The sequence below is a fragment of the Cupriavidus sp. H18C2 genome (genome assembly GCF_049393795.1).
Lineage (GTDB): Bacteria > Pseudomonadota > Gammaproteobacteria > Burkholderiales > Burkholderiaceae > Cupriavidus > Cupriavidus pauculus_C.
In genome coordinates, this window is record NZ_CP186010.1 from 1,054,615 (window position 1) to 1,072,548 (window position 17,934).

The 17,934-nt window shown below is 69.9% G+C and carries 14 protein-coding genes; 12 read left to right on the top strand and 2 right to left on the bottom strand.

Translation table 11 applies throughout. The features are described 5' to 3' along the window. Nucleotide 1: 1 nt before the first annotated feature. Entirely contained in the window at nucleotides 2–1,129 is a 1,128-nt protein-coding gene (locus EPAKOI_RS05050; RefSeq protein WP_423193125.1) for a hypothetical protein, read from the bottom strand. 105 nt (nucleotides 1,130–1,234) lie between these two features. On the opposite strand from EPAKOI_RS05050, the gene EPAKOI_RS05055 reads away from it, so the two are divergent. From EPAKOI_RS05055 to EPAKOI_RS05070, 4 genes are all read left to right on the top strand, one after another. Beyond that, nucleotides 1,235–2,485, top strand: coding sequence for a lipoprotein-releasing ABC transporter permease subunit (locus EPAKOI_RS05055; protein WP_313838172.1), 1,251 nt, complete (start codon nucleotides 1,235–1,237; stop codon nucleotides 2,483–2,485). A gap of 19 nt (nucleotides 2,486–2,504) precedes the next feature. Further along, entirely contained in the window at nucleotides 2,505–3,224 is a 720-nt protein-coding gene (gene lolD / locus EPAKOI_RS05060; protein ID WP_253700121.1) for a lipoprotein-releasing ABC transporter ATP-binding protein LolD, read from the top strand. Between the two features lie 12 nt (nucleotides 3,225–3,236). Continuing rightward, complete coding sequence (locus EPAKOI_RS05065) at nucleotides 3,237–4,064, top strand: TatD family hydrolase (protein ID WP_423193126.1); 828 nt, start codon at nucleotides 3,237–3,239, stop codon at nucleotides 4,062–4,064. Between the two features lie 136 nt (nucleotides 4,065–4,200). Continuing rightward, nucleotides 4,201–6,732 (top strand): DNA internalization-related competence protein ComEC/Rec2, encoded by a 2,532-nt coding sequence (locus tag EPAKOI_RS05070; protein WP_423193127.1) that lies wholly within the window; start codon nucleotides 4,201–4,203, stop codon nucleotides 6,730–6,732. 4 nt (nucleotides 6,733–6,736) lie between these two features. Here EPAKOI_RS05070 and EPAKOI_RS05075 read toward each other — a convergent pair whose 3' ends face one another. Next, entirely contained in the window at nucleotides 6,737–7,717 is a 981-nt protein-coding gene (locus EPAKOI_RS05075) for a MurR/RpiR family transcriptional regulator (RefSeq protein WP_423193128.1), read from the bottom strand. A 337-nt stretch (nucleotides 7,718–8,054) separates the two neighbouring features. On the opposite strand from EPAKOI_RS05075, the gene edd reads away from it, so the two are divergent. The 8 genes from edd (at nucleotide 8,055) to EPAKOI_RS05115 (ending at nucleotide 17,917) form a co-directional block, all read left to right on the top strand. Further along, nucleotides 8,055–9,947: a phosphogluconate dehydratase gene (edd, locus tag EPAKOI_RS05080; protein ID WP_423193129.1), complete on the top strand. Its 1,893-nt coding sequence runs from the start codon at nucleotides 8,055–8,057 to the stop codon at nucleotides 9,945–9,947. 144 nt (nucleotides 9,948–10,091) lie between these two features. Next, nucleotides 10,092–10,616: a gluconokinase gene (locus EPAKOI_RS05085; RefSeq protein ID WP_423193130.1), complete on the top strand. Its 525-nt coding sequence runs from the start codon at nucleotides 10,092–10,094 to the stop codon at nucleotides 10,614–10,616. 236 nt (nucleotides 10,617–10,852) lie between these two features. Then, nucleotides 10,853–12,328 carry a circularly permuted type 2 ATP-grasp protein gene (locus EPAKOI_RS05090; protein ID WP_423193131.1) on the top strand — a complete coding sequence of 492 codons (1,476 nt, stop codon included), beginning with the start codon at nucleotides 10,853–10,855 and terminating at the stop codon, nucleotides 12,326–12,328. A gap of 32 nt (nucleotides 12,329–12,360) precedes the next feature. Beyond that, entirely contained in the window at nucleotides 12,361–13,320 is a 960-nt protein-coding gene (locus tag EPAKOI_RS05095; protein WP_124684761.1) for an alpha-E domain-containing protein, read from the top strand. 76 nt (nucleotides 13,321–13,396) lie between these two features. After that, complete coding sequence (locus tag EPAKOI_RS05100; protein ID WP_423193132.1) at nucleotides 13,397–14,221, top strand: transglutaminase family protein; 825 nt, start codon at nucleotides 13,397–13,399, stop codon at nucleotides 14,219–14,221. Nucleotides 14,222–14,356: 135 nt separating this feature from the next. Further along, on the top strand, nucleotides 14,357–15,160 hold the full coding sequence (locus tag EPAKOI_RS05105) for a peptidase (protein ID WP_423193133.1): 804 nt from the start codon (nucleotides 14,357–14,359) through the stop codon (nucleotides 15,158–15,160). Between the two features lie 130 nt (nucleotides 15,161–15,290). Further along, complete coding sequence (locus tag EPAKOI_RS05110) at nucleotides 15,291–16,124, top strand: alpha/beta fold hydrolase (protein ID WP_423193134.1); 834 nt, start codon at nucleotides 15,291–15,293, stop codon at nucleotides 16,122–16,124. A gap of 140 nt (nucleotides 16,125–16,264) precedes the next feature. Further along, nucleotides 16,265–17,917: a CTP synthase gene (locus EPAKOI_RS05115; protein WP_124684757.1), complete on the top strand. Its 1,653-nt coding sequence runs from the start codon at nucleotides 16,265–16,267 to the stop codon at nucleotides 17,915–17,917. Nucleotides 17,918–17,934: the final 17 nt, after the last annotated feature.

A 17,934-nucleotide genomic window follows, 5' to 3' on the forward strand; every position in this document is an offset into this window, starting at 1 on the left:
GTCAGGCGGCCATGGCCAGGTTCGAAAGCAGCGCGCGCCAGTCGCCCCGGGCACCCATGCCGCGCCAGAACTTGCGCAGGTCGGCGCGCGTGACGGTGAATTCGGCAAAGTGGTTTTCCCCGCCCAGCACCAGCGTGACGGCCTGGAGCTGGCCGGCGGCCAGCGCGTCGAGCACGGGCTGGAACCAGTCGGCATCCAGCGCGTGCATCTGGTCCAGCCACAGGCCCCAGTCCGATGCGATATGGGCCTGCGTGGCGCCGTCGAGCATCACCATCGCGCTGCCGCCGGCGGCGTCCAGCGCAGCAAAGCGGGCCGGCGCCGGGCCCGTCCGGCTGCCGGCAGCCAGCGCCAGGCCGGCCATGAACGGGTCGTCGGTCAGCACCGTGTCGGCCAGCTTGCGCACCGTGCCGGCCCGGCCGCCGCCATGGAGCCAGACCGAGTTGACCGGCAGCTCGCCGGCGTCCTCGCGGGCCGCGTTCACGGGATGGGCGTGCCAGGTCATCTGGATCTCGTTCTGCAGCCGGCGCCAGTCGCGGGCGCGCGGGCCGGCCTGCATCCAGATGTCGATGTTGCGGCCGGTGGCGCGCACCGGCGTGGTGGCTTCCAGGTCGCCGAACACGTTGGCCGGCACGTACCAGCGGGCCGGGTGGGGCGCCTCCAGCGGGATGTCGGTCTCGGCCATCAGGTCGGCAATGGCGGCGCGCAGCGCGTCGGCCTCGTCCGGGCGGATGGCGATCTGGTCGGGATGCAGCAGCACCAGGTGGTCGCGCGCGGCATGGATGTGCACCGGCTGCAGGCAGGCCCAGCCGGCCGGGGCGGCATCCGACGCATCGGGCGTGGCCGGCAGACCGGCGGCGGCGCGGTCGGCCAGCCGCATAAAGGGCGCAGTCGGCACCCGGGCCGTGTCCAGCCCGGCGCGGGCGGCCAGCCAGCGTTCCTGCGGCAGCGATCGCAGGTACGGGTCGTCGTGCGTTTCGCGGGGTCCCGGGGTGGCGCGCGTCAGCAACTTTCCGAGCGCGGGCAACTCCAACTGGCGCAGCAGCGCGCCGGGGACGACGTCGTCCGTGGCGTCGTCGCCGGCGCCAGGCGGGACGGAAAAGGGCACAATCAGGGTCAGGTGCGTCATCATGGTTCGCGAGATTGTAAACTTCCGGCTGGCTGGCGCCAGTTTTCCGTCACCCGTGACAGGGTAGACTGCCGCCCGGCGCATTCCCAGAACAACAGGACTCTCCTCTTGAACTTCCCCTACGAGTGGCAGATCGGCTGGCGATATACCCGCGCAAGCAAGCGGGCCAGCCGCAATACGTTCATTTCGTTCATCTCGATGATCTCGATGCTAGGCATCGCCCTGGGCGTGGCCGCGCTGATCGTCGTGCTGTCGGTCATGAACGGCTTCCAGAAAGAGGTGCGCGACCGCATGCTGTCGGTGCTGTCGCACATCGAGGTCATCGGCGCTGCCCCGCTGCAGGACTGGCAGAAGACCGCCGCCGAGGCCGAGCGCAACAAGGAAGTGGTGGGCGCCGCGCCCTACGTGTCCGCCCAGGCCATGCTGACCCGCGACGACGCCGTGCGCGGCGTGCTGCTGCGCGGCGTGGACCCGGCGCAGGAGCCGAAGGTGTCGGACATCGGCAGCCAGTTCCGCGCGGGCAGCATGAACGCGCTGGTGCCGGGCGGCTTCGACATCGCGCTGGGCAGCGAACTGGCCAGCGCGCTGGGCGTGCGCGTGGGCGACAAGGTCACGCTGGTGGCGCCGCAGGGCACCATCACGCCGGCCGGCATCCTGCCGCGCCTGAAGCAGTTCACCGTGGTCGGCATCTTCTCGTCCGGGCATTACGAATTCGACAGCGCGCTGGCGCTGGTCAACATGGAGGACGCCGAGGTGCTGTTCCGCCAGAACGGCCCGTCCGGCGTGCGGCTCAAGCTGCAGGACATGCAGCGCGCCCCGCAGGTGGCCCAGGAACTGGCCGGCACCATGAGCGGCGACCTGTACCTGCGCGACTGGTCGCGCCAGAACCGCAACTGGTTCGCGGCCGTGCAGACCGAGAAACGCATGATGTTCATCATCCTGACGCTGATCATCGCCGTGGCGGCCTTCAACCTGGTGTCGACGCTGGTCATGACCGTGACCGACAAGCAGGCCGACATCGCCATCCTGCGCACGATGGGCGCCCAGCCGCGCTCGATCATGAAGATCTTCATCGTCCAGGGCGTGGCCATCGGCTTCATCGGCACGGTGCTGGGCGTGCTGGGCGGCACGCTGATCGCCACCAACATCGACGTGATCGTGCCGTTCATGGAACGCCTGCTGCACGTCCAGTTCCTGCCCAAGGACATCTATTTCATCAGCGAACTGCCTTCGGACCCCCGCGTGAACGACATCGCCACCATCGGCATCATTTCCTTCGTGCTGGCCACGCTGGCCACGCTCTACCCAAGCTGGCGGGCCGCCCGCGTGAACCCGGCGGAGGCGCTGCGCTATGAGTGACACGACGCTGATCCGCGAGATGGAGGCCGCCGCGCCCGCCGGGGCGGCGCCGGCCGGCGGCACGCCGGTGCTGGTGGCCGAGGGCCTGACCAAGCGCTTCCGCCAGGGCGGGCTGGACGTGGACGTGCTGCGTGGCGTGGACATCCGCATCGATGCCGGCGAGAAGGTGGCCATCGTCGGGGCGTCCGGCTCCGGCAAGTCCACGCTGCTGCATGTGCTGGGCGGCCTGGACAACCCCGACGCGGGCCGCGTGGCGCTGCTGGGCAAGCCGTTCACGGCGCTGCGCGAGAAGGAACGCAACATCGTGCGCAACCGCGCGCTGGGCTTCGTCTACCAGTTCCACCACCTGCTGCCCGAGTTCACGGCGCTGGACAACGTGGCGATGCCGATGCGCATCCGCGGCCTCAACGAGCAACCCGCCCGCGACGCCGCCCAGGCCATGCTGGAGCGCGTGGGGCTGGGCGGCCGGTCCAGGCACCGGCCCGGCGAGCTGTCGGGCGGCGAGCGCCAGCGCGTGGCCATCGCGCGCGCGCTGGTGGGGCAGCCGGCCTGCGTGCTGGCCGACGAACCCACCGGCAACCTCGACGACCACACGGCGGGCGGCGTCTACGACCTGATGCTGGAGTTGTCGCGCACGCTGGGCACCAGCTTCGTGATCGTCACCCACGACATGGACTTGGCCGGCCGCTGCGACCGCGTCTTCCGCCTGCGCGACGGCCACCTGCATCCGGAGCGCTGACCCGGCCGGCCCATGTGGATCGATACCCACTGCCACCTCGATGCGGCCGAGTTCGACGCCGACCGTGACGCCGTGATCGCGGCCGCCGCGGCGGCGGGCGTCTCGGGCATCGTGCTGCCGGCCGTGGCGGTGGCCAACTTCGACGCCGTGAGCGGGCTGGCCCAGCGCCACGCGCACTGCGTCTACGCGCTGGGCATCCATCCGCTGTGCACGCCCGGCGCCGGTCAGGCTGACCTGGATGCGCTGCGCGCCCGCGTGGCCGCGGCCATCGACGACCCGCGCCTCGTCGCCATCGGCGAGATCGGACTCGATTTCTTCGTGCCCGGCCTGGACGCCGCGCACCAGACCTGGCTCTACACCGAGCAGCTCAAGATCGCGCGCGAATTCGACCTGCCGGTGCTGCTGCACGTGCGCAAGTCGCAGGACCAGGTGTACGCGGGGCTGCGGCGGGTGGGCGTGCGGCAGGGCATTGCCCACGCGTTCAACGGCAGCCACGAGCAGGCGCGCCGCTATGTCGAGCACGGCATGAAGCTCGGCTTTGGCGGCAATGTCACGTTCTCGCGGGCGCGGCAGATCCGCCGGCTGGCGGGCGAACTGCCGATCGAGGCCATCGTGCTGGAAACCGACGCGCCCGACATCGCCCCGGCGTGGCTGTCCGACGACCAGTTCGGCGAGCAGCACAAGGCGCGCAACACGCCCGGCGAGGTGGCCGGCGTGGCGCGCGCGATGGCCGACCTGCGCGGCCTGCCCGAGCGCGAACTGGCCGATGCCATGTGGCGCAACGCCGTGGCGGCCCTGCCACGGCTGGCCGCCTTTGCCGACGTGATGGCGCCGCGCTGAGCGCGTCTTTCCTCCGTTTTCCTCCGCTTTCCCTCCGTTTTAACCTGTTGACACATCGCCGCAGCAGACGGACACGTTTTGCCGTGTGCCGGCGCGGTACAACTACGCCCGTTGTTCAACCGGTCGGAGGGTTTCGATGCGCGTGGTGCTGCTGGCGTTGGTGGCGGGCTGCTGGCTGCTGCAGCAACAGGCCGAACTGCCGGCGTCGCGCGCGTGGTGGATCGGCTGGGCCGTGGCGGCCATGCTGGCGGGCGCGCTGCTGGTGCGCGCCCGCCCGGCCTGTTGGCGTCATGCGCGCTGGGCACTGGTCATCGCTCTGGCCGCGCTGGCGGCCTTCGGCTGGGCCGCGTGGCGCGCGGAGCTGCGCATGAACCGCTGGCTGCCGCCGGACCTGATGGCGCGCGACCTGGTTGCCGAGGGCGTGGTGGCGGGCCTGCCCGACGACGCCGGCCATGGCACGCGGTTCCGCTTCAACGTAGCGCGCTGGGACGACGATCGGGCGCAACGCGCCGGCGTGTCGTCGGTCATGCTGACGTGGCGCGATCCACCGGAACGGCTGGTGCCGGGGCAGCGCTACCAGCTGACGGTGCGGCTGCGGCCGCCGCGCGGGCTGGCCAATCCGCATGGGTTCGACTACGCGTACTGGCTGCTCGCCGAAGGGATCGACGCCACGGGCTACGTGCGGGAGGGCCAGCCAGCCGGGGGCGACGACGGCGCGCTGCCGTGGATGGTCCGCGTCGCGGCGTGGCGGGCGGCCGTGCGCGACCACCTGCGCGCGGCGATGCCGGCCGATGCGCGGTACGGGCCGGTGCTGGTGGCATTGGTGATCGGCGACCAGCGCGGCATTGCGCAGGCCGACTGGGAGGTGTTCCGGCGCACCGGCATCTCGCATCTGGTCAGCATTTCGGGCCTGCATATCACGATGGTCGCCGGGGCGGCCGGCGCGGTGGCGCGCGGGCTGTGGCGACGGTCGTTCGGCCTGGGCGGCGTGCTGCGGCGGCCCTTGCCGCTGCGCTGGCCGGCGCAGCAGGCCGGACTGGTGGTGACGGTGCTGGCCGCGCTCGGCTATGGCCTGCTGGCCGGCATGCAGATTCCGGCGCTGCGGACGGTCACGATGCTGATCGTGGCGGCCGTCGCGCTATGGAGCGGCCGGGCGCCGCCGGTGTCGGTCGTGCTGGCGTGGGCGGCCGGGGTGGCGGTGGCCATCGACCCTTGGGCCGTGATGTCGCCCGGCTTCTGGCTGTCGTTTGGCGCCGTGGCGGCGATCTTCTTCCATGCGCGGCGGCCGGAGTCGGGCGAGCGGGAAGCGGGGGGTCAGGAAGCGCGGGGCGGCGGGGCGCCTGTCATCGGCCAGGGCTTCGGCGGGTTCGTCGCGCGCTGCGGGCGGCGGATTGTCCGGGCACTGGTCGAGGCCGCGCGGGCGCAGTGGGCGGTGACCGTCGGGCTCGTGCCGTTGACGCTGCTGCTGTTCGGGCAGGTGTCGGTGGTCTCGTGCCTGGCCAATGCCGTGGCGATACCGGTTGTCAGCCTGTTCGTGACGCCGATGGCGCTGGCCAGCGCCGTACTGCCCGCCGACGTGGCGACGATGCTGCTCGGCGTGGCCCACGCGCTGCTGGCATCGCTGGTGGACGGGCTGGCGTGGCTGGCGGCGCCGTCATGGGCGGTATGGGAAGCCGCACAGCCGGGCTGGCTGGTCACCGGGCTGGCGTTGGCCGGTGTGGTGGTGCTGCTGACACCGGGCCGGGTGCGGCTGCCCCGGTTGCGGGCGAAAGCGGGCGGCCGGGCCCTGCCGCGCTGGCCCGGTGCGGTACTGATGCTGCCGATGTTGCTCGGCGGGCGCGACGCCATCGCGGAAGGGGAAATGCGGGTCACCGCGCTCGATGTCGGGCAGGGCACCGCCGTGCTGGTCGAAACACGCCGGCATGCGCTGCTCTATGACGCGGGGCCGTCCTACGTATCGGGCGCCAGCGCGGGCGCGCAGGTCGTCGTGCCGTACCTGCGTGCCGTCGGCGTGCGCTGGCTGGACATGCTGATGGTCAGCCACGAGGACGCGGACCACGCGGGCGGCGTGCTCGATGTCATGCGCGCGGTGCCGGTCAGCGCGCGCATGACCGCCGCTGCGCCCGGTCACCGGCTCCTGACCTTGCCGGGACGGCCGTGGGTGCCTTGCGTTGCCGGGGCAGGGTGGGTGTGGGACGGCGTCCGGTTCGACGTGATGCATCCCACGGCGGAAGACCTGACGCGCGCGACGCTGTCGAGCAACGCCAGAAGCTGCGTCCTGCGCGTGGCAACGGCCCACCGCAGCGTGCTGCTGACGGGCGATATCGGCGTGAACGAGGAGTTGGGGTTCATCGCCCGGGCGCCGCCGGCCCAGGTGCGGGCCGACGTGCTGGTCGTACCGCACCATGGCAGCGGCACGTCGTCGCATGTGGCGTTCCTGCGGGCCGTCCAGCCGGCGGTGGCGGTCTTCCAGCTCGGATTTGCGAACCGCTACCGGCATCCGCGCGAGGACGTCTGGCAGCGGTACGGGCGTGCCGGCATCGCACGGTACCGGACCGACGAGACCGGCGCAGTCACGATCGTCACGGACGGCGACGGGCTGCGGGTGGTGCCGTATCGGCAGCACGTCCGCCGCTACTGGCGCGACCGGCCGCCGGCGCCGCGTTGAGGGGCTAGTCGACCTTGGCGGGCGTCCTGCCGCGCCGGGCGGACGGGGCCGGGGACGCCTTGGATGCTGGCTTGGGGGATTTCCTTGGGGCGCGTGTGGTGGCGGGGGTGTCGGTGTCCTCGGGCTGCGCGGCCAGCGGGGCCGGTTCGGCGCCGGCGATGCGGCGCTCGCGCAGGTGGGCCTTGGCGCGCTGCAGGCCGGCGGCGACAGACTCCGCGCGTTCCAGCGCCACGCCGGCGGCCAGCACGTCGCCGAGGACGAGGTGGCAGATGCGCGAGGTCATCGGCGTGTAGACCTCGCTGTCCTCCTCGACGTCGGAGAACACGCAGACGTCGGCCAGCCGGGCCAGCGGCGACCCGCTGTGGGTCAGCGCCAGCACGCTGGCGCCGCTGCCACGGGCCAGCGTGGCGGCGGCCAGCATGTCCCAGGTGCGGCCGCTGTTGGACACGAGCACGGCCACGTCGCCGGGCCGGAGCAGGGCGGCGGACATGCTGAAGACGTGCGAATCGGAGTAGGCCGTGGTGGGAATGCCCAGGCGGAAGAATTTGTGCTGGATGTCGAGCGCGACGATGCCGGAGTTGCCGCAGCCGTAGAACTCGATGCGCCGGGCGCTGGCCAGCAGGCGGATCGCGTGCTCGATCTGGTCGGCGGACAGCGCGTTGCGCACGCTCATCAGCGTGGCGATGGTGCGGTCGAACACCTTGCCGGCGATGTCGGCCGGGCGGTCGCTGGCTTCCACGTCCTGGTGGACGAACGGCGTGCCGCCGCCGACGTTCTGGGCGAACTGGAGCTTGAATTCCTTGAAGCCGTCGTAGCCCAGCGCGGCGCAGAAGCGGGCGATGGTGGGCTGCGAGACGCCGGCGCGCTCGGCCAGTTCCGGCATGGTCAGGCGGATGACGCTGGCGCCGTGGCGGGCCACATAGTCGGCCAGCCGGCGTTCGGACGGGCGTAGCGTGTCGTAGACGGCGAGGATTCTGTCGCGCATGGTGAGGGTCGGACGGGAGGTCGTGCGTGGGTGTCGTACCGGGCTTCTGGTTGTACCGGGCTTCGAGCTTCAGCTTCTCGGCTTCGGTATGCAGCCCTGAATTTTGTAGAGATTCTACACATTTGAATCATGAAATCGAACCATTGTTGCGTGACGTCGCCCTCCGGATTTACCCGGATTCCGCTGAAATTTGCGCGTATAACGCCATTTCGCCGCCGAGGCAAGGCTTCCGGGCGCCTCCCGGCCGTGGCTATAATGTAGAAAATCTACAGATTCGGACGGCCTGCCGCCTGCATTGACTGCTCGTCCGGATCGCCCCACGAGGACCCATTCCGCCATGACCCAAGCCGCCAGTGGCAATGTCCGCGCCGAAATCTCGGCCGTGACCCAGCGCATCATCGAACGTAGCCGCACCAGCCGCGCCGCCTACCTGGCGCGCTGCGCGCGCGCGCAGCAGGACCTCGGGCCGCTGCGCGGCATGTCGTGCGCCAACCTTGCCCATGGCTATGCGGCGCTGCCGGCCGACGACAAGCTCAAGCTGCGCGTCGAGCATGCGCCGAACCTCGGCATCGTCACCGCCTACAACGACATGCTGTCGGCGCACCAGCCCTACGAGCGCTACCCGGCCGTGATCCGCGAGGCCGCCCGTGCCGTGGGCGCCGTGGCGCAGGTGGCGGGCGGGGTGCCGGCCATGTGCGACGGCATCACGCAGGGCAATGCCGGCATGGAGCTGTCGCTGTTCTCGCGCGACGCCATCGCCATGGGTACCGCCGTGGCGCTGTCGCACAACACGTTCGATGCCGCGCTGATGCTGGGCGTCTGCGACAAGATCGTGCCCGGCCTGCTGATGGGCGCGCTCCAGTTCGGCCACCTGCCGGTCGTCTTCGTTCCGGCAGGCCCCATGGCGTCGGGCCTGTCGAACAAGGAAAAGGCGCGCGTGCGGCAGCTCTACGCCACGGGCCAGGTGGGCCGGGATGCGTTGCTGGAGGCCGAATGCGCGGCCTACCACGGCGCGGGTACCTGCACGTTCTACGGTACCGCCAACAGCAACCAGTTCCTGATGGAAGTCATGGGCCTGCACATGCCGGGCGCGGCGTTCGTGCATCCGGACAGCGGCCTGCGCGATGCGCTGACCACGGCGGCGGCACAGCGGGCGCTGGCGCTGATCGCCCGCGGGCGCGAGTACACGCCGCTGGCGCAGATCGTCGACGAGCGCGCCATCGTCAACGCCATGGTGGGCCTGCTGGCCACGGGCGGGTCGACCAACCATACGATTCACCTGGTCGCCATGGCGCGGGCGGCCGGCATCCTGATCGACTGGAACGACTTCGACCAGCTCTCGGCCGTGACGCCGCTGCTGGCGCGGGTCTATCCCAACGGGTCGGCCGATGTGAACCACTTCCACGCGGCCGGCGGCGTGGCCTTCGTGATCGGGCAACTGCTGGACGCCGGGCTGCTGCACGAGGACGTCAACACCGTGGTCGGGCGCGGGCTGGCCCGCTACACCGAGGAACCGGTCATGACCGACGGCAAGCTGCGCTGGCGCGACGGGCCGACCACGAGCGGCGATACCGCCGTGCTGGCGCCCGCGTCGGCGCCGTTCTCGGACGAGGGCGGACTACGGCTGATGGCCGGCAACCTCGGACGCGGCGTGATCAAGGTCTCGGCCGTGTCCGACGAACACCGCGTGGTCGAGGCGCCGGCGCGCGTCTTCGATTCGCAAGAGGCGCTGCAGGCTGCCTTCGAGGCCGACGAGCTGAACCGCGACGTCGTGGCCGTGGTGCGCTTTCAGGGGCCGAATGCCAATGGCATGCCCGAACTGCATCGGCTGACGCCGGCGCTGGGCGCGCTGCAGGATGCGGGCCACAAGGTGGCGCTGGTGACCGACGGGCGCATGTCCGGCGCGTCCGGCAAGGTGCCGGCCGTGATCCACGTCGGCCCCGAGGCGCTGGCCGGTGGCCCGCTGGCGCGCGTGCGTGACGGCGACATCATCCGCGTCGATGCGGTGGCCGGGACGCTCGAACTGGTGGGGGACGCCGCCGCGCAGCAGGCGTTCGCGGCCCGTCCGGCCGCGCCGGCACCGGCCGACCCGTTCGCGGACTTCAGCATGGGTCGCGGGTTGTTCGGCCTGTTCCGACGCCACGCCCGCATCGCCGAGGAGGGCGGCAGTGCGCTGGACCTGTCCGAGGCCGACGCGGCTGTCCAAACGGACGCCGCCGTCGCACAATAGGCGCCGTCAGGCGCCGGCTTTCTTCCGAAACTTCGTATTCCCCGGCCAGTGTGTGCCGGGGCACCGCCGTGCCGCGCCGCACGTGGCCGGCGGCTACCGACAAGGGTGGCAACACCACCCGACACCATGTTCGATGGAGCAGACATGATCTATATCCTGATGGGCGTTTCCGGCAGCGGCAAGACCACGGTCGGCCAGTTGCTGGCGCAGCAACTGCACTGCGGCTTTCATGACGCCGACAGCTTCCACAGCGAGGCCAACAAGGCCAAGATGCACGCCGGCGTGCCGCTGACCGACGAAGACCGCTGGCCGTGGCTGGACGCCATGCGCGCGGCCATCGACACCGCCCGCGCCGAAGGCCGGACCCACGTGTTCACCTGCTCCGCGCTGCGCCAGGCCTACCGCGACCGCCTGACCCCGCCCGACGGCGGCGTGACGTTCGTGTTCATGAAGGGCGATGCGGCAACGATCGGCAGCCGGCTGTCGGTCCGCTCGGACCATTTCTTCAACCCGGCGCTGCTGCAGAGCCAGTTCGACACGCTCGAAGAACCGCACGACGCGCTGGTGCTGGATATCCGCCGCCCGCCCGAGGCGCTGGTGCAGGACATCCTGACCAAGTGCCCGCCGGATTCGGTGTCGTGCGGGAGAGGGGAGCAAGCCAGGCCGTAGGACCTGCCACCCCCACCCCCTGGCGCGCATCTTGCTAAACCGTTCCGCGTACCCCCAACCCTGCCAGATGCGTGCCCCTTGCGGGTTTGGCCGGTACGGATATGCTTCAAGCGTCGACTCGACGAGGCATCGATAACAAGGGCGGCTGGCGGTATGGCCGTGCGGGACGGGACCGGTAGCTGGCTGGCGGCACGGCCCGGGCGGCGGGCGCCCACATCCACGAAGGAGCGGCCATCATGGCGGCGCGGTTTTTCGACGAGATGCTGGAAGGGCGGGAGGACGGCACGGTGCCGGCCATCGAGGCCGGGCAGGCGTTGCCGCAGGGCGCGGTGCGGCCCCATTACCGGAGCTTTGCCGACTGGCTGGGCCGGCAGTCGGCGGCCACGATGGACAACAAGCGTGCCGAGGCCGACCTGATCTTTCGCCGGGTGGGCATCACGTTCGCGGTCTACGGCGACAAGGACGAGTCCAACAGCGGCACCGAGCGGACCATTCCGTTCGACGTGATCCCGCGCGTGTTTCCGGCCAGCGAATGGGCCACGCTGGAGCGCGGCCTGCGCCAGCGCGTGGCGGCGCTGAACCGGTTCATCCACGACATCTACCACGGGCAGGACATCATCCGCGCGGGCGTGATCCCGCCGGACCAGATCTACAACAACGCCCAGTACCGGCCCGAGATGCTCGGCATCGACGTGCCGCGCGACATCTACGCCCATGTGGCCGGCATCGACGTGGTGCGCGCCGGCGAGGGCGAGTTCTACGTGCTGGAGGACAACCTGCGCGTGCCGTCCGGCGTGTCGTACATGCTGGAAAACCGCAAGATGATGATGCGGTTGTTCCCGGAACTGTTCGCGCGCAACCGCGTGGCGCCCGTGGCCCACTACCCGGACCTGCTGCTCGACATGCTGCGCAGCGTGTCGCCGCAGAACATCGCCGATCCCACCGTGGTCGTGCTCACGCCGGGCATGTACAACTCCGCCTACTTCGAGCACGCCTTCCTGGCCCAGCAGATGGGCGTGGAGCTGGTGGAAGGCAGCGACCTGTTCGTCGACGATGACCACCTGTACATGCGCACCACGCAGGGCCCGCAGCGTATCGACGTGATCTACCGCCGCGTGGACGACGACTTCCTGGACCCGCTGGTGTTCCGGCCGGACTCGGCGCTTGGTGCCGCCGGGCTGCTGTCGGTCTACCGGGCCGGCAACGTGACCATCTGCAACGCCATCGGCACCGGCGTGGCCGACGACAAGTCGATCTATCCGTACGTGCCGGACATGATCCGCTTCTACCTGGGCGAGGAGGCGATCCTGTCCAACGTGCCGACCTACATGTGCCGGCGGCCGGACGACCTGCAGTACGTGCTGGACCACATGGCCGACCTCGTGGTCAAGGAAACGCACGGCGCGGGCGGCTACGGCATGCTGGTGGGGCCGGCGGCCACGAAGGCCGAGATCGCCCAGTTCCGCGAAGTCGTGAAGGCCCGCCCCGAGCAGTACATCGCGCAACCCACGCTGGCGCTGTCCACGTGCCCGACCTATGTGGAATCGGGCATCGCGCCGCGCCACATCGACCTGCGGCCGTTCGTGCTGTCGGGCAAGGAGGTACGCATGGTGCCCGGCGGCCTGACGCGCGTGGCGCTGCGCGAGGGGTCGCTGGTGGTGAATTCGTCGCAGGGCGGCGGCACCAAGGACACCTGGGTGCTGGAGCGCTGATCCATGACCGCCGACCGCCGGGAGAACCTGCCATGCTGAGCCGCACCGCCGACCACCTGTTCTGGATGGCCCGCTACACCGAGCGCGCGGAAAACACCGCGCGGATGCTCGACGTCAACTACCAGACCTCGCTGCTGCCGCAGTCGGCCGAGGTGGCCGAGCAGGGCTGGTGGGCGATGCTAGACATCTCCGAGCTGACCCGCGCCTACGACCACAAGTACGGGCTGCTGCACCGCGACGACGTGATCGACTTCATGGTGCGCGACATGACCAACCCGTCGTCGATCATGAGCTGCCTGCGCGCGGCGCGCGAGAACGCGCGGGCGGTGCGCGGGTCGCTGACGACCGAGGTCTGGGAGACCATCAACACCACGTGGCTGGACGTCCAGCGCATGATCGCCGATGGCGAGCTGCGCGACGACCCGTCGCGCTTCTTCGAATGGGTCAAGTTCCGCTCGCACCTGGCGCGCGGCGTGCAGTTCGGCACGATGCTCAAGGACGACGCGTTCCACTTCATGCGGCTGGGCACGTTCCTGGAGCGGGCCGACAACACGGCGCGGATTCTTGACGTCAAGTTCCAGGCGTCGGCGCGCGAGCACGGCGACCTGGACCCGAACCGCGAGCAGAACGACTTCTACCACTGGGCCGCCGTGCTGCGGTCGGTCTCGGGCTTCGAGGTCTACCGCAAGATCTACCGTGCCGTCATCACGCCGCAGCGCGTGGCCGAGCTGCTGATCCTGCGGCCGGACATGCCGCGCTCGCTGGTGTCCAGCCTGGACGAGGTGGTGGCGATCCTGGCGCTGGTGCGCAACCAGCAGTCGGCCGAGACCGAGCGCCAGGCTGGTAAACTCCACGCCGACCTCAAATACGCGCGCATCGACGACATCTTTGCCGTCGGGCTGCACGCCTTCCTGACCAGCTTCCTCGAACGCATCGGTGACCTCGGCAACGGCATCAGCCAGGACTTCCTGGTGCCGCTGCTGGCGGCCTGAGCGCGACCCGGGTGCCGGGCACGCCACGTCGCTGGCCGGCAGGGCGGCAAGGCGTGCCATGTGCGCGATACGCAACGTGAAATACAAGATCCACCACAACACCGTCTACCGATACACCGAAGCGGTCCGCCGCAGCGTGCATGAGCTGCGGCTGGCGCCGCGTTCGGGGCCGCTGCAGTCGGTCGAGACGTGGCAGCTTTCGGCGCCGGGCAACCTGTCCGAGGCGCGCGACGGCTTTGGCAACATCGTCCACAACTTCACGATGACGGGCCCGGCCCATACGATCGCCATCGCGGCGTCAGGCGAGGTGGATGTGACGGCGGGCGAAGGTGGCGACCACCGCGCATTCGTCGATGTGCCCGTGCCTGGCGAGTCGCGCGTGTCGCCGCTCTACTTCATGGCCGGCACGCCACTGACCGAGGCGCCGGCCGACATGCGCGCGTTCGCCGCGCCGTACCTGGCGGCCGGCCACGACGCCCCGGCGCTGGTGGCACTGGCCGGCGGCATTGCCGACCGGGTGCGCTACCAGGCCAATACGACCCATGTCGGCACGTCGGCCGCCGAGGCGTTCCGCGAAGGCAGCGGCGTCTGCCAGGACCAGGCCCAGGTGATGGTGGCGGCCTGCCGGTCGCTCGGCATCCCGGCGCGCTATGTCAGCGGTTACTTCTACGACCCGGCCGCCACGGCACTGGCCAGCCACGCCTGGGCCGACGTCTGCCTGGACGCGGCGCAGGGCCTGTGGTGCAGCATCGACGTCACGCACCGTTGTGTGACGGACGCGCGCCATGTGCGGCTTGCCGTGGGGCGCGACTACGCGTCGGCCGCACCGATCCGGGGCATCCTGGAAGGCGGCGCCGGCGAGACGCTGGAAGTCGATATCTCGATCACGCCCGTTTCCTGACGGTTGTTCCGCCCGCTCCGGGGGGCGGGCGCCGGGCAGAATGTCCGCGCGCCGTTCAAACGCTTGACCCCCAGGGCTTCCCCATTTCCGCGACCGGCTAGAATGCAAGCTTGCCGTCGCCAACCATTGATACTCATGACGTATTGCGTAGCCATGCGGCTCGATGCCGGCCTGGTATTCCTGTCCGATTCCCGCACTAACGCCGGCGTGGACGCCATTTCCACGGCCCGCAAGATGACCGTCTTCGAGGAACCGGGCGACCGCGTGATGGTGCTGATGACGGCCGGCAACCTGGCCATCAGCCAGTCGGTGCGCCAGTTGCTGGCCGAGGCGCGCGACGAGAAGCGGTCGCTCTGGACGGCCCGCGACATGTTCGAGGCCGCCTCCATCGTCGGCGACGCCGTGCGCGCGGTGCACAAGCGCGACGCCCACGCGCTGCGCGAGGCCGGCATCGACTTCAACGTCAGCATGATCTTTGGCGGCCAGATCCGTGGCGAGCGCCACCGGCTGTTCAACATCTACGCGGCGGGCAACTTCGTCGAGGCCACGCCCGAGACCTGCTATTTCCAGATTGGCGAGGCCAAGTACGGCAAGCCGATCGTCGACCGCGTGGTGTCGCCGTCGCTGCCGCTGGGCGAGGGCGCCAAGTGCGCGCTGATCTCGATGGATTCGACGCTGAAGTCGAATATCTCGGTGGGCCTGCCGCTGGACCTGCTGGTCTACGAGGCCGATTCGCTGCGCGTGACGCGCTTTGTCAACATCGACGAGAAGAACGCCTACTTCCGGATGATCCGCGACACCTGGGGCCATCGCCTGCGGCAGGTCTTTGGCGAAATCAGCAACCCCGAGTGGGACGCCACCCAGCCGGCCGAATTTCCGCTGGCCCGCGACGACGTGGACCGCTGGGGCCAGCCGGTGCGCGCGCGCCGCGAGCGGTAGGGCGGCCGGCGGCCGACGCCCGGCGGGTAGAAGGATTCCCCTACGCGCCGGACGGGTCGGGGGCCCCGAACGGCGCGGGCGCGGCATTACACTCTGCGGCGATCCTTATCTTCCCCACGCCATCGCCCCCATGCGCGACCTCCTGCTGTTCTCCCATGCCAACGGGTTCCCCGTGCCGACCTACCGCAAGCTGTTCGGCGCGCTCGAAGACGAATTCGAGATCCGCGCGGTCGAGCGCTATGGCCACGACCCGCGCCTGCCGGTCACGCGCGAATGGCCGAACCTCGTCGAGGAACTGCTGCGCGAGATGGCGCAGGCCCGTCGCGGCGGCGACGATCCGCGCAAGGTCTGGCTGGTCGGCCATTCGCTGGGCGGCTTTCTGTCGCTGATGGCGGCACTGCGCGATCCCCGGCACGTGCGCGGCGTGGTCATGCTCGATTCGCCGATCATCGCCGGCTGGCGGGCGTCGCTGCTGCGGGCGTCGCAGGTGCTGGGGCTGGACGAGAAACCCAGCCCGGCGGCGGTGACGAAAAAGCGCCGCACGCACTGGCCCGATGCCGAATCGGTCTGGACTCACTTCCAGGCCAAGCGCAACTTCCAGGTCTGGGACCCCGACGTGCTGCGCGACTATGCCGAACACGGCACCGAGCCTACCGGCCGCGCCGCCGAACGGCGCCTGCGCTTCGACCGCGACGTCGAATACCGGATCTACCGCACGCTGCCGACCAGCCTGGGCCGCCGCGTGGCGCAAGGCGTGCCGGTGCCGGTAGGCTTTGTCGCCGGCACGCGCTCGCGCGAGGTGCGGCAGGTGGGGCTGGGCGCCACGCGCAGGCTCGTCGGCGAGCGCCTGCGCTTTGTCGAAGGCGGCCATCTTTATCCGATGGAACGCCCGCTGGAGACGGCCGGCGTGGTGCGCGACCTGATTGGCGGAATGCGCCAGGCCGAAGGGCAGGCCGGACGCTGAGGGCGGCGCGGCGCGGCCGGGCGGCGCATGCGCCGCAGGCGGCCGGGCAGGGCCCCCGGGACACCCTGTTGTCACAAATTCCGGGTCGGCGGCGCTCGGGCTCTCATGTATAATCCCGATTTCCCCGGCAAGCTCGGTTTATGACCAAATTCGTCTTCGTCACCGGTGGCGTCGTCTCTTCTCTCGGCAAGGGCATCGCTGCTGCTTCGCTCGCGGCCATTCTCGAGTCGCGCGGCCTCAAAGTCACCCTCCTCAAGCTCGATCCCTACATCAACGTCGACCCCGGCACGATGAGCCCCTTCCAGCATGGCGAGGTGTTCGTGACCGAGGATGGCGCTGAAACCGACCTGGACCTTGGCCACTACGAACGCTTCGTGTCGGCCAAGATGCGCAAGTCGAACAACTTCACGACGGGCCAGATCTACGAGTCGGTGATCCGCAAGGAGCGCCGCGGCGAATACCTGGGCAAGACCGTGCAGGTCATTCCCCACATCACCAACGAGATCCAGGCGTTCGTGGAACGCGGCGCGGCCGCTTCGCACGACGGCAAGGCCGACGTGGCGCTGGTGGAAATCGGCGGCACGGTCGGTGACATCGAGTCGCTGCCGTTCCTGGAGGCCGCGCGCCAGATGAGCCTGCGGCTGGGCCGCAACCACTGCGCGTTCGTGCACCTGACGCTGGTGCCGTTCATCGCCAGCGCGGGCGAGCTGAAGACCAAGCCGACCCAGCACTCGGTGCAGAAGCTGCGCGAGATCGGTATCTCGCCCACGGCGCTGCTGTGCCGCGCCGACCGCCCGATCCCGGACGACGAGCGCGCCAAGATCTCGCTGTTCGCCAACATTCCGCAGGACGCCGTGATCTCGGTGTGGGATGCCGACAGCATCTACAAGATCCCGCAGATGCTCAACGAGCAGGGGCTGGACCGCCTGATCTGCGAGGAACTGCGCCTGGACCCGAAGCCGGCCGACCTGTCGATGTGGCAGAAGCTGGTCAATGCGCAGGAAAACCCCGAGCACGAGATCAAGATCGGCATGGTCGGCAAGTACGTCGACCTGACCGAGTCGTACAAGTCGCTGATCGAGGCCCTGCGCCACGCGGGCATGCACACGGCCACGCGCGTCAATATCGAATACATCGATTCCGAGGAACTGGAATCGGGCCACCTGGAAGTGCTGCAGCCGCTGGACGCCATCCTGGTGCCGGGCGGCTTCGGCAAGCGCGGCACGGAAGGCAAGATCCGCGCAATCCAGTACGCCCGCGAGAACAAGGTGCCTTACCTGGGCATCTGCCTGGGCATGCAACTGGCCGTGATCGAGTTTGCCCGCCACGTGGCGAGCATGGCCGATGCCAACTCGACCGAGTTCAACCTGGAGACCGAGCACCCCGTGGTGGCGCTGATCACCGAGTGGGTGGACCGCGAAGGCAAGGTCGAGCAGCGTTCGGCCGAGTCCGACTTGGGCGGCACGATGCGCCTGGGCGCCCAGCGCGTGCCGGTGCAGGCTGGCACCAAGGCCGCGCAGATCTACGGCGCGGAGGTCAACGAGCGCCACCGCCACCGCTACGAGGTCAACAACCACTACGTGCCGCAGCTGGAAGCGGCCGGCATGGTGATCTCGGCGCGTACCCCCACCGAGAACCTGCCGGAAATGATGGAGCTGCCGGCGTCGATGCACCCGTGGTTCGTCGGCGTCCAGTTCCACCCGGAATTCACCTCGACGCCGCGCGACGGCCACCCGCTGTTCAAGGCGTACGTGGAAGCCGCGCTGGCCGCGCAGCAACGTAAGGGCGCCTGACGCCGCGCGACGAAGGA

Excerpts from the sequence above, each read along its gene's own strand:
- EPAKOI_RS05090 (WP_423193131.1), top strand. The coding sequence starts at position 10,853 with ATGGCGGCGCGGTTTTTCGACGAGATGCTGGAAGGGCGGGAGGACGGC.
- EPAKOI_RS05070 (WP_423193127.1), top strand. The coding sequence starts at position 4,201 with ATGCGCGTGGTGCTGCTGGCGTTGGTGGCGGGCTGCTGGCTGCTGCAG.
- EPAKOI_RS05065 (WP_423193126.1), top strand. The coding sequence starts at position 3,237 with ATGTGGATCGATACCCACTGCCACCTCGATGCGGCCGAGTTCGACGCC.
- EPAKOI_RS05075 (WP_423193128.1), bottom strand. The coding sequence starts at position 7,717 with ATGCGCGACAGAATCCTCGCCGTCTACGACACGCTACGCCCGTCCGAA.
- lolD (WP_253700121.1), top strand. The coding sequence starts at position 2,505 with ATGGAGGCCGCCGCGCCCGCCGGGGCGGCGCCGGCCGGCGGCACGCCG.
- EPAKOI_RS05115 (WP_124684757.1), top strand. The coding sequence starts at position 16,265 with ATGACCAAATTCGTCTTCGTCACCGGTGGCGTCGTCTCTTCTCTCGGC.
- EPAKOI_RS05110 (WP_423193134.1), top strand. The coding sequence starts at position 15,291 with ATGCGCGACCTCCTGCTGTTCTCCCATGCCAACGGGTTCCCCGTGCCG.
- EPAKOI_RS05095 (WP_124684761.1), top strand. The coding sequence starts at position 12,361 with ATGCTGAGCCGCACCGCCGACCACCTGTTCTGGATGGCCCGCTACACC.
- EPAKOI_RS05105 (WP_423193133.1), top strand. The coding sequence starts at position 14,357 with ATGACGTATTGCGTAGCCATGCGGCTCGATGCCGGCCTGGTATTCCTG.
- edd (WP_423193129.1), top strand. The coding sequence starts at position 8,055 with ATGACCCAAGCCGCCAGTGGCAATGTCCGCGCCGAAATCTCGGCCGTG.
- EPAKOI_RS05050 (WP_423193125.1), bottom strand. The coding sequence starts at position 1,129 with ATGATGACGCACCTGACCCTGATTGTGCCCTTTTCCGTCCCGCCTGGC.
- EPAKOI_RS05085 (WP_423193130.1), top strand. The coding sequence starts at position 10,092 with ATGATCTATATCCTGATGGGCGTTTCCGGCAGCGGCAAGACCACGGTC.